The sequence below is a fragment of the Jiangella rhizosphaerae genome, assembly GCF_003579925.1.
GTDB classification, from domain to species: domain Bacteria; phylum Actinomycetota; class Actinomycetes; order Jiangellales; family Jiangellaceae; genus Jiangella; species Jiangella rhizosphaerae.
Window position 1 is genome coordinate 1 of record NZ_QUAL01000380.1, and the last position, 9,379, is coordinate 9,379.

General features: G+C 73.9%; 10 protein-coding genes. 5 read left to right on the forward strand and 5 right to left on the reverse strand.

Annotation, left to right across the window (positions count from 1 at the left end; translation table 11 throughout):
• Positions 1-1,953, forward strand: a 1,953-nt coding sequence (locus DY240_RS25935) for an alpha-galactosidase (protein ID WP_119662574.1), incomplete at its 5' end; no start/stop codon positions are given.
• A 73-nt stretch (positions 1,954-2,026) separates the two neighbouring features.
• Here the strand turns inward: DY240_RS25935 and DY240_RS25940 are convergent.
• The 3 genes from DY240_RS25940 to pdxR form a co-directional block, all read right to left on the reverse strand.
• The gene (locus DY240_RS25940) at positions 2,027-2,887 is read right to left on the reverse strand and encodes a hypothetical protein (RefSeq protein ID WP_147375529.1); all 861 of its coding nucleotides are present in this window, start codon (positions 2,885-2,887) and stop codon (positions 2,027-2,029) included.
• A gap of 11 nt (positions 2,888-2,898) precedes the next feature.
• Positions 2,899-3,339, reverse strand: coding sequence for a peptidase inhibitor family I36 protein (locus DY240_RS25945; protein WP_158603006.1), 441 nt, complete (start codon positions 3,337-3,339; stop codon positions 2,899-2,901).
• Positions 3,340-3,446: 107 nt separating this feature from the next.
• Complete coding sequence (gene pdxR, locus DY240_RS25950) at positions 3,447-4,865, reverse strand: MocR-like pyridoxine biosynthesis transcription factor PdxR (protein WP_119662577.1); 1,419 nt, start codon at positions 4,863-4,865, stop codon at positions 3,447-3,449.
• Between the two features lie 141 nt (positions 4,866-5,006).
• Here pdxR and DY240_RS25955 point away from each other — a divergent pair, with 141 nt between their 5' ends.
• Together DY240_RS25955 and DY240_RS25960 are read left to right on the forward strand one after the other, a co-directional pair.
• Positions 5,007-5,492: a DUF4440 domain-containing protein gene (locus DY240_RS25955; RefSeq protein WP_119662578.1), complete on the forward strand. Its 486-nt coding sequence runs from the start codon at positions 5,007-5,009 to the stop codon at positions 5,490-5,492.
• A gap of 3 nt (positions 5,493-5,495) precedes the next feature.
• Positions 5,496-5,876 (forward strand): SRPBCC domain-containing protein, encoded by a 381-nt coding sequence (locus tag DY240_RS25960; protein WP_119662579.1) that lies wholly within the window; start codon positions 5,496-5,498, stop codon positions 5,874-5,876.
• Here the strand turns inward: DY240_RS25960 and soxR are convergent.
• Positions 5,785-6,306, reverse strand: a complete 522-nt coding sequence (gene soxR, locus DY240_RS25965) for a redox-sensitive transcriptional activator SoxR (protein WP_119662580.1) — start codon at positions 6,304-6,306, stop codon at positions 5,785-5,787. The two genes, DY240_RS25960 and soxR, sit on opposite strands and share 92 nt — an antisense overlap.
• Before the next feature lie 56 nt (positions 6,307-6,362).
• On the opposite strand from soxR, the gene DY240_RS25970 reads away from it, so the two are divergent.
• Positions 6,363-7,775, forward strand: a complete 1,413-nt coding sequence (locus DY240_RS25970; RefSeq protein WP_119662581.1) for an MFS transporter — start codon at positions 6,363-6,365, stop codon at positions 7,773-7,775.
• Here DY240_RS25970 and DY240_RS25975 read toward each other — a convergent pair.
• Complete coding sequence (locus DY240_RS25975) at positions 7,743-8,486, reverse strand: TetR/AcrR family transcriptional regulator (protein WP_119662582.1); 744 nt, start codon at positions 8,484-8,486, stop codon at positions 7,743-7,745. The two genes, DY240_RS25970 and DY240_RS25975, sit on opposite strands and share 33 nt — an antisense overlap.
• Before the next feature lie 80 nt (positions 8,487-8,566).
• On the opposite strand from DY240_RS25975, the gene DY240_RS25980 reads away from it, so the two are divergent.
• On the forward strand, positions 8,567-9,379 hold an 813-nt coding region (locus DY240_RS25980), incomplete at its 3' end, for an ABC transporter ATP-binding protein (protein WP_119662583.1).

The following is a 9,379-nucleotide window of genomic DNA, read 5'->3' on the forward strand; positions in this document are numbered from 1 at the left end:
GCCCCGCCCGAGCCGGCGGCGCCGTCGCTGCTGCCGGCGCAGGTCGACGGCTGGGCGGGCCGACCCGCGGTCGCCGGCGACCGGGACCGCCGGTTTCCGCACCTGCGGCTGGTCCCGGTCTCGGTGTCCGTGGCGCCTGACGGCGGCGGCGTCGAGGTCGCCTCGCGCGACGAGGCCGCCGGCGTCTCCGTCGTCAGCTCGCTGGTCCTCGACGACGCCGGCGTGCTGCGGATGCGGCACACGCTGACCAACGACGACGACACCGCCTGGTCCATGGGCGGGCTGCGCGCCGTCCTGCCGGTGCCCGACCACGCCGCGGAGCTGCTGCACTTCTCCGGCCGGTGGGGCCTGGAGAAGATCCCGCAGCGCGAGGCGTTCCTGCCCGGCATCCGGTCGCTGGAGACGCGGCGCGGGCGCACCGGCCACTCGCACACCGGGCTGCTGGTGGCCGGCACTTCGGGGTTCGGGTTCGGCTCCGGCGAGGTGTGGGGCGTGCACGCCGGCTGGAGCGGCTGGACGGTGCACGATGCCGAGCGGGTGGCCGAGGGCTGGTCGACGCTGGCCGCCGGTGAGCTGCTGGCGCCGGGCGAGGTGGTGCTGGCGCCGGGGGAGTCCTACGCCACGCCGGACGTGTACTTCGTGTACTCCGACGAGGGGCTGGACGGGCTGTCGGCGCGCCTGCACACGTCGCTGCGCGCCCGTGCGTCGCACCCGTCGACGCCGCGGCCGCTGGTGCTCAACACCTGGGAGGCGGTCTACTTCGACCACGACCTCGACCGTATGAAGGCGCTGGCGGACCGGGCCGCCGCCGTCGGCGTCGAGCGGTTCGTCGTCGACGACGGCTGGTTCCTGGGCCGCCGCGACGACCTCGCCGGGCTGGGCGACTGGTACGTCGACCCCGACGTCTGGCCGAAGGGGCTGCACCCGCTGGTCGAGCACGTCAAGTCGCTGGGCATGCAGTTCGGGCTGTGGGTCGAGCCGGAGATGGCGAACCCGCGGTCGCGGCTGGCGCAGGAGCACCCGGACTGGCTGCTCAACGCCCCCGATCGGGTGCCGCGCGAGTGGCGGCACCAGCACACCGTCGACGTCGCCAACCCCGAGGCGTACGCGTACCTGCTGGAGCGGCTGGACGCCCTGGTGGGCGAGTACGGCATCGACTACCTCAAGTGGGACCACAACCGCGACCTGCTCGAGGCCGTCCACGACGGCCATGCGGGGGTGCACGAGCAGACCGCCGCGGTGTACCGGCTGCTGGACGAGCTGCGGGCGCGGCATCCGGGCCTGGAGATCGAGTCCTGCTCGTCCGGCGGTGCCCGGGTCGATCTCGGCATCGTGCAGCGCACCGACCGCGTGTGGGCGTCGGACAGCAACGACCCGCTGGACCGGCAGGCGATCCAGCGGTGGACGTCGCTGCTGCTGCCGCCGGAGCTGATCGGCGCGCACGTCGGTCCGTCGCACACGCACGTGTCGGGCCGGGTCACCGAGCTGCAGCTGCGCTGTGCGACCGCGCTGTTCGGCCATGCCGGCATCGAGTGGGACATCACCGAATGCGGCGATGCGGAGCTCGAGCTGCTCACCGAGTGGGCGGCGACGTACAAGCGGCTGCGGCCGCTGCTCCACTCCGGCCGCGTGGTCCGTGCCGACACCGACGACGCGCACGTGCTGCACGGTGTCGTGGGGCCGGGGCACGCGGTGTTCGCCTACGTGGCGCTGGAGACGATGACCGCGGACATCCCGCCGCGGCTGCGGCTGCCCGGGCTCGACGCCGGCGTCACCTACCGGGTCACGCCGATCGGCGCGTTGAGCAGCTCGCTGCCGCGGTGGGCCCGGCCGGCGGCGTGGCTGGAGTCCGGCGGCGTCGAGCTCCCGGGCCGGGTGCTGGCGACCGTCGGCCTGCAGGCGCCGCCGCTCAACCCGGCCCAGGTGCTCACGCTCGAGCTGACCGCCGTCTAGCGTTCGGCGCGCGAGTGAACCTGCCCGGCCGGCGCGAACGCCGGCCGAACGCGCGATGAACGCCGGGCGGGCGCTACCCGGCCTGACCGTCCGCCAGCACCTCTCGCGCCGCTTCGAGCCTGCGGCGGTTGTCGCGTTCCACCAGCGCGAGCTCCGCCTCGTGGGCGGCCACCAGCTCCTCCTGCAGCTCGACGTCGACGTGGTGCCAGATGGCGACCAGCCGGGTGGACTCCTTGCATGCCACATCGGCCGTCGCCACGGCGATCTCCTCGGTGGAGGGCGTCGCGTCCTCCAGCCAGCCGTCCGCGGGTGGCTGCCAGGGATCGTCGTAGTCGTAGCCCGCGTCGGCCATGCACGCGGACCAGGCCGCGAACGCGGCCACGACCCGTGGGTCGGTCATCGCGCCGCTGACGCTGTCGGCGTTGATCCGCTGCACGATCTCCGCGGACCCGGGTGCGCCTCCGACGGCACGGGAGGCCTCGCCGACGCAGCCGCCCTCGGGGACGGCGAGGCCGGCGACGGTGGCTCCGGGGGTGGTCGCGCCCAGGAGGACGGTGTCGTCGACGGCGACGGGAGCCGGGCCGCTCCTCGTCGCGTCGCCGGCCAGGTGGTAGCCGTGGGTGGCGGCGACCGCGGGATCGGTGAGACCGTAACGGCGCTCCGTCGGCCCCAGCCGCGGACCCGGATCCGGGACCGGCAGGTCGGCGTCCTCGCCGAACCGGCGCAGGCACCGCTCGACCAGCGTCACCGTCGCCCGGTCCAGGACCGCGGCGTCGTCCGGCCCGACGAGATACGGCTCGATCGGCAGGGCGAGGTGTGCGGCGTCCGCCTCGCCCGGTGGCGCCGGCGGGGCGCCGGGATCGCTCGCACACCCCGGCGCCACCGCCAGCACTGCCGTGGCCGCCACCACCAGGCGGGCGCGACGCCAGTGCATCAGGAGCACTGTCACTCGGCGGTGCCGGACGGGTACGTCCCGCAGTAGACGCAGAGATCGACCATGCTGGCGTTGTCGTTCCAGGTGTAGTACAGGTTCCGCCGGGTGTAGGGGGCCACGTAGTCGTACGGGCCGGTGTAGCCCTCGTTGTAGTAGATGATGGCCGCGGCGCCGTCGCGGTTGATCACCGAGGCCGCGTTGTTCTTGACCGACTGGCCGGCGCCGGTGCCGTTGTTCGGGTAGCGATGGCCGGCGAAGTCCCACACGCTGCCCGAGTAGTCGCGGAACGCGCCGGTGTAGTTGCCGCCCCAGTACAGGCAGACCTCGCCGGTCTCGCAGCGTCCGTCCCCCTCCCACGCCTGTGCGGCGGGCGCGGCGCTCAGAGCCGCGACCGCGGCGCCCAGAGCCGCGGCAGCCGCCAGGGCCGACCGCGTGATCGCACGGAGTGCCATCGTGATCTCCATTTCCCTCGTGAATCGGGCGCGCCGGTCGCGACCCGACCCGCCGAGGGTCTCGCGGGCCCACTTCGTATCCGCTTCAGGACGGCTTCAGCTCCGCGTCATCGCAGGCAGCGGCGGAGGCGGGTGAGGCCGGCGGGGATGCGGTCGTCGGCGATGGCGCCGTAGCCCAGCGCCAGCCCGCGCACCGGGTGCGCCACCGCCAGCGGCGACAGGGCCAGCACCTCGACACCGGCCGAGCGGGCGCGGGCGGCCACCTCCACGTCGTCGGCCGCGGGGTCGGTGAGCAACGCCGTCACGTGCAGACCGACCAGCGACGGCACCGGCTCCACCACCCCGGCGAAGTCGCGGCGCAGCAGCGAGGCCACCAGGTGGTGCCGGCGCGCGTACACCCGGCGCATCGCCTTGAGATGCCGGGCGAACAGGCCCTCGTCGATCAGCTCGGCCAGCGCCGCCTGGGCCGGCACCGCGGTGTGCCAGTCGAGCAGCTGCTTGGCCTTGTGCATGGCGTCGCGCAGCGACCGGGGCGCGACGACGAAGCCGAGCCGCAGGGTGGGCAGCAGCGTCTTGGAGAACGAGCCGACGTAGGCGACGTGGCCGGCGGCGCCGAGGCCGGCGAGCGGCTCGAACGGGCGGCCGGCGAAGCGGAACTCGCTGTCGTAGTCGTCCTCGACGATCAGAGCGCCGGCCCGCCGGGCCCACTCCAGCAGCGCCAGCCGGCGGCCCAGCGACATCGACGTGCCGAGCGGGAACTGGTGCGACGGGGTCACGTAGACCAGCCGGGCGGCGTCGGGCAGCGCGTCGACCACGAGGCCCTCGCCGTCCACCGGTACGGGCACGACCGAGTAGCCGGACGACGTCAACAGCTTGCGGGGGAGCGGGTACCCGGGGTCCTCCACGGCCACGACGTCGCCGGGCGACAGCAGCACCCGGGCGATCAGGTCGACGGCCTGCTGGCTGCCGCTGGTGACGACGACGTCGTCCGGGCCGGCGGGAACGCCCCGGGCGACGGCGACGTGCCGGGCGATCGCGGCCCGCAGGGGCGGATGACCGGCGGCCGCGATGTGCGCGCCCGTCCCGACCGCCGTCGCGCGCAGCTGACGAGCGGTCACCCGGCGCCAGGCGGCGTACGGGAACAGCGTGGCGTCCGGGACGCCGGGCCGGAAGTCGAACTCCGCCTCGGCCGCGGCGAGGTCGGCCGCCTCGGGCAGCTCCGCCCAGACCGCACGGGGCGCGAGCGCGACCTGGTCGCCGTCGTCGTCGGGCGGCCGGTCGGGTGCGAGGCCGGAGGCGACGAACGTGCCGACGCCGGGCCGGGCGGTCAGGAAGCCCTCGGCGGCCAGCCGGTCGTAGGCCATGCTGACGGTGTTGCGCGCGATGCCGAGGTCGCCGGCCAGCTCGCGCGTCGGCGGCAGCGGCTGGCCCGCCGGCAGTCGTCCGGCCAGGATCGCGGCACGGACCTGCCGGTACAGCTGCCCGGACAGATCGCCGCGCCCGTCCAGCCGCACGTGCAGGTCCATACGCCCAGAGCGTAGGACCGGCGGTGACCCAGCCGTGACCGGCCCAGTGCAGAACCCCCCGCTGTGGCCCAGAGGGCGCCGTCCGGCCGCGGCTACCGTGACCAGCGACAGGGGAGAAGACACAGGTCAGGAGGGTTCACGATGCGCAAGAACACGGTCCGGACGATTCTCGGCGTGCTGGCCGCCGGAGCGGTCGCCCTGCCCGGCATCGCCGCAGCAGCCACCCAGAACGACGCCGCCGGTCACCGTGGCTGCGAGGAGAAGTTCGACGAAGCACAGCGCATCGACATGGAGTCGTTCCGCGACTTCGACGCCGAGGCGTGGCGAGAGGGCCACCACGAGGACGCCGTCAGCGTCTTCGCCAGCGGCCACCGGTTCTCCGGCATCGACGCGATCATGGCCGCGCAGAAGAGCCACTTCGAGAACCGCGAGGCGATCTGGACGTGGACCGAGATCGACCGCCACGTGTACGGCTGCAAGACCGCGACCATCGAGTACGACGCCACCTACGAGCTGCCGAGCATCGGATTCAAGTCGCGCGCGATCACCGTCGTGACCTACACGTTCGAGCGCGGCCGCTGGCTGTCGATCTACGACCAGGGCACCGCGTTCCCGCCGGGACAGTAGCCCGTGACGGATGCGGTGGAGCAGGGCTCCATCGAGCGCGAGCTCCACGTCGACGCGCCGCCCCACGTGGTCTACGAGGTGCTCAGCCGGCCCGAGCACCTGCGGCGGTGGTGGCCCGACGACGCCCGCTTCGAGCTGGTGGTCGGGGCGCGCGGCGAGCTGATGTGGCGCAACACGGCCACCGGCGGGTCGGCGACGGTCGCGCTCACCGTGGTCGACGCCGACCCGCCCCGGCGCATCACCTACCGCTCGTCGTCGGCGGAGTCCGGCAGCGGCGGGCAGCCGCTGCTGATCACGTTCGAGCTGCTCCCGGAGCGCGGCGGGACCCGCGTCCGCCTCGTCCAGACCGCGTTCCTGGCCGACCGGGCGCCTTCGCGGCGGTGACGCGCCGCGGACCCGCGCCCTGATCGCCGTACGCGTCGTCGGGGTTGAGCAGCCGGCACGACTTCATCGAAAGACAGCCGCAGCCGATGCAGCCGGTGAGCTCCCGCTGCAGGTTCTCCAGCTCGCGCTTCTTCGCCTCGAGCTGGGCCTGCCAGCGCCTGGAGACCCGGTGCCAGTCGTGGGAGCTGGGCATGTGGTCCATCGGCAGCGTGGCGAACACCTCGGCCACGTCGGCCAGCGAGATCCCCAGCCGCTTGGCCACCAGGATCAGGGAGATGCGCCTGATCATGTAGCGCGGGTAGCGCCGCTGGTTGCCCGTCGTGCGGGACGACTCGATCAGGCCGAGCTGCTCGTAGTAGTGCAGCGCCGACACCGGGACGCCGGTGCGGCGCGAGACCTCGCCCACCGTGAGCAGGTCATCGGGCTCCACCGTGCTTCACCTCCGCTGTTGACCTCAAGCTCACTTGAGCTTCTATCTTCCGTCCCATGACCACAACCGACGAGCGCCAGGCTGGCTTCCGAGAGCTGTTCGGCCCGCCCCGGGCGATGACGTCGCTGGTTCTGGCCGGCGGCATCGCCCTGCACGCCGTGAACATCTTCCTCACCACGAGCCTGTTGCCGACGGCGATCGGCGAGATCGGCGGCGAACGGCTCTACGCGTGGAGCACGACCGTGTTCATGATCGCCTCGGTGATCTCGTCGATGCTGGTGAGCCGGACGCTCGCGCTGCGTGGACCGGTCGCCGCGTACCTGATCGGCCTGGCGCCGTTCGTCGCCGGTGCGGTCATCGCCGCCGTCAGCGCGACGATGACCATGTTGCTGGTCGGCCGGGCGGTCCAGGGCTTCGGCGGCGGCATGCTGGCCGGTCTGGGCTACGCCGTCGTGCAGGCGGCCTACCCCGAGCGGCTCTGGGCGCGGGCGACGGCGCTGGTGTCGGCCATGTGGGGTGTCGGTACGCTCGTCGGCCCCGCCTTGGGTGGCGCGTTCGCCCAATTCGATGCCTGGCGCTGGGCGTTCGGGGCGCTGGCGCTCAGTGGTGTCGTGCTGGCCGTCCTGGTGCCCCGAGCGTTGCCACGCTCCGCCGGCGGCGCGGCCAGGGAGCCGGTCCCGTACGTCTCGCTCGTCCTGCTCACCGTGGCGACGGCGCTCATCAGCGTCGCGAGCCTGCGCACGGACACCGTGGAGATGGTCGTCATCGTCGCCGCGGCCGCGCTGGTGATCGGTGCGTTCGTGCGCTGGGAGCGCGGGTCGGCGGTTCGCGTGCTGCCCGCCTCGACCTATGCCGCCGGGTCGCCGCTGAAGTGGCTGTACATCAGCATCGCCATTCTCGCGATCGGCACCGTGTCGGAGGCGTTCGCGCCGCTGTTCGGGCAGCGCCTGGCCGGGTTGGCGCCATTGGTCGCCGGATTCCTCGGCGCCGCGGTGTCGCTGGGCTGGTCGGTCACGATGGTGTTCAGCGCCGGCGCCGAGAGGCCCGCCGCGGTGCGCCGGCTGCGGATCGCCGGGCCGGTCGTCCTGGCTCTCGGCCTCGCCGTCACCGGCGCGTTCCAGCAGGAGGACGCCGGCGCCTGGCTGGTGGTGGTCTGGGCGATCGGGCTGATCGTCGCCGGCGTGGGGATCGGGCTGGCGTTCCCGCACGTCGTGGTGGCGGTGATGGGCAGCTCGACGGACCCGGCCGAAGCGGGCAAGGCGAGCGCCGGCGTCAACACCGTCGAGCTGATCGGCCTGTCCATCGGCTCGGCGGTCGGCGGCCTGCTGCTCAACCTCGGAGCGCCGTCGATGCTCGCCTCGGCACGGTACCTGCTGTTCGGGCTGGCCGTGACGGCGCTCGTCGGCGTGCTCGCGGCGCTTCGTGCCTCGGCCCGCTCAGGCCAGCCGGCCGGCGACGCCGTCGAGTAGGAGATCCAGCGACAGCCGCATGGTGGCCAGCGGGTCGCCGGCCTCGACCGCCTCGCCGGTCGCCGCGCCGACCCGCTCGGCCAGCGGGAACCGGCGCCCGCGCATCGCCTGTGCGAGCACCGGGCTCACCGTCGCCCACCAGTCGAGGTCGCCGTTGCCCGCCCGCACGCGGTCGAGGCCGATCTGCTGCCGCGCCGTCGACTCGACCAGCGCGAGCACGCCGCACAGCACCTGGTCCATCTCGAGGTCGGACAGCCCGATGCCGTCCAGCGGCGCCAGTTCGACCTCGTACTTGGCGGACACCCCGGGCCCGAGCACCGGCCTGCCGGGCACCACCTCGACCGTCCACGGGTGCCGCAGGTGGTGGCCCCAGTTGCGCTCGGCGACGTGCCGCATCCCGGCGCGCCAGTCGCCCTGCGCGCCCGGCAGCGCGCCGTCGGCGTACGCCTCGCCGGCGACGGCGTCGAGCATCAGCTCGACCAGCTCCGGCTTGCCGGGCACGTGCGTGTAGAGGGTCATCGCGCCGACGCCGAGGCGGTCGGCCACGCGCCGCATGGTCAGCGCCCCGAGGCCCTCGGCGTCGGCGATCGCGATGGCGTTCTCGACCACGGCCTGCTTGCTCAGCCCGCTGCGGCCGGGCCGGTCCGACGGCTCCCAGAGCAGTGAGATCAGCCGGGTGGGGTCGGACGGGCGCGGCGCGTTCGAGGGCACGGGAACATCCTCTCACTTGTCGTACGTTGTCCCGTACGTTGTACCGTACACTGTACGGGTCATCGGACGGAGGAGGGTGAGTGGACGCAGCCATCGAGGCGCGGGCGGTGCGCAAGCACTACCGCGGAACTGAGCGCCCGGCGCTGGACGGGTTCGACCTGCGGGTCGCTGCCGGGTCGGTGTGCGCCCTGCTGGGCCGCAATGGTGCGGGCAAGACGACGGCGGTGCGGATCCTGACGACGCTGCTGGCGATGGACGACGGCACGGCGATGGTGGCCGGGCACGACGTGCGCGCCGACGGCGACGGTGTCCGGCGGGCCATCGGGCTGGTCGGGCAGAACGCCGCCGTCGACGAGATCCTCGGCGGCCGGGCGAACCTGGTGCTGTTCGGCCGGCTGCGCGGGTTGGACAAGGCCGCGGCGCGGGCCCGGGCGGACGAGCTGATCGAGCGGTTCGGGCTGTCCGACGCCGCCGAGCGGGCGGTCGGGACGTACTCCGGCGGCATGCGGCGCCGGCTCGACCTCGCCGCGAGCCTGGTCGTGCCGCCGTCGGTGCTGTTCGTCGACGAGCCCACCACCGGGCTGGACCCGGACGCCCGCCGCGACGTGTGGGCCACCGTCCGGCGGCTGGTCGACGACGGCGTCACGGTGCTGCTGACCACGCAGTACCTCGAGGAGGCCGACGAACTGGCCGACCACGTCGCCATGCTGCGCGACGGCCGGGTCGTGCTGGAGGGCAGCCCGGCGGAGCTGACCTCCATGGTCGGCGAGACCCGGGTGGAGGTCCGGTTCGCGACGGCCGAGGACGCGGCGGCGGCCGGGCGCGCGGGCGAGCCGCACGCCGTCGGGGCCGTCGAGGTCGCCGGGCCTGCCGTCGCCGTGCCGGTGGCCGGC

Excerpts from the sequence above, each read along its gene's own strand:
- DY240_RS25940 (WP_147375529.1), bottom strand. The coding sequence starts at position 2,887 with ATGCACTGGCGTCGCGCCCGCCTGGTGGTGGCGGCCACGGCAGTGCTG.
- DY240_RS25945 (WP_158603006.1), bottom strand. The coding sequence starts at position 3,339 with ATGGCACTCCGTGCGATCACGCGGTCGGCCCTGGCGGCTGCCGCGGCT.
- pdxR (WP_119662577.1), bottom strand. The coding sequence starts at position 4,865 with ATGGACCTGCACGTGCGGCTGGACGGGCGCGGCGATCTGTCCGGGCAG.
- DY240_RS25955 (WP_119662578.1), top strand. The coding sequence starts at position 5,007 with ATGCGCAAGAACACGGTCCGGACGATTCTCGGCGTGCTGGCCGCCGGA.
- DY240_RS25970 (WP_119662581.1), top strand. The coding sequence starts at position 6,363 with ATGACCACAACCGACGAGCGCCAGGCTGGCTTCCGAGAGCTGTTCGGC.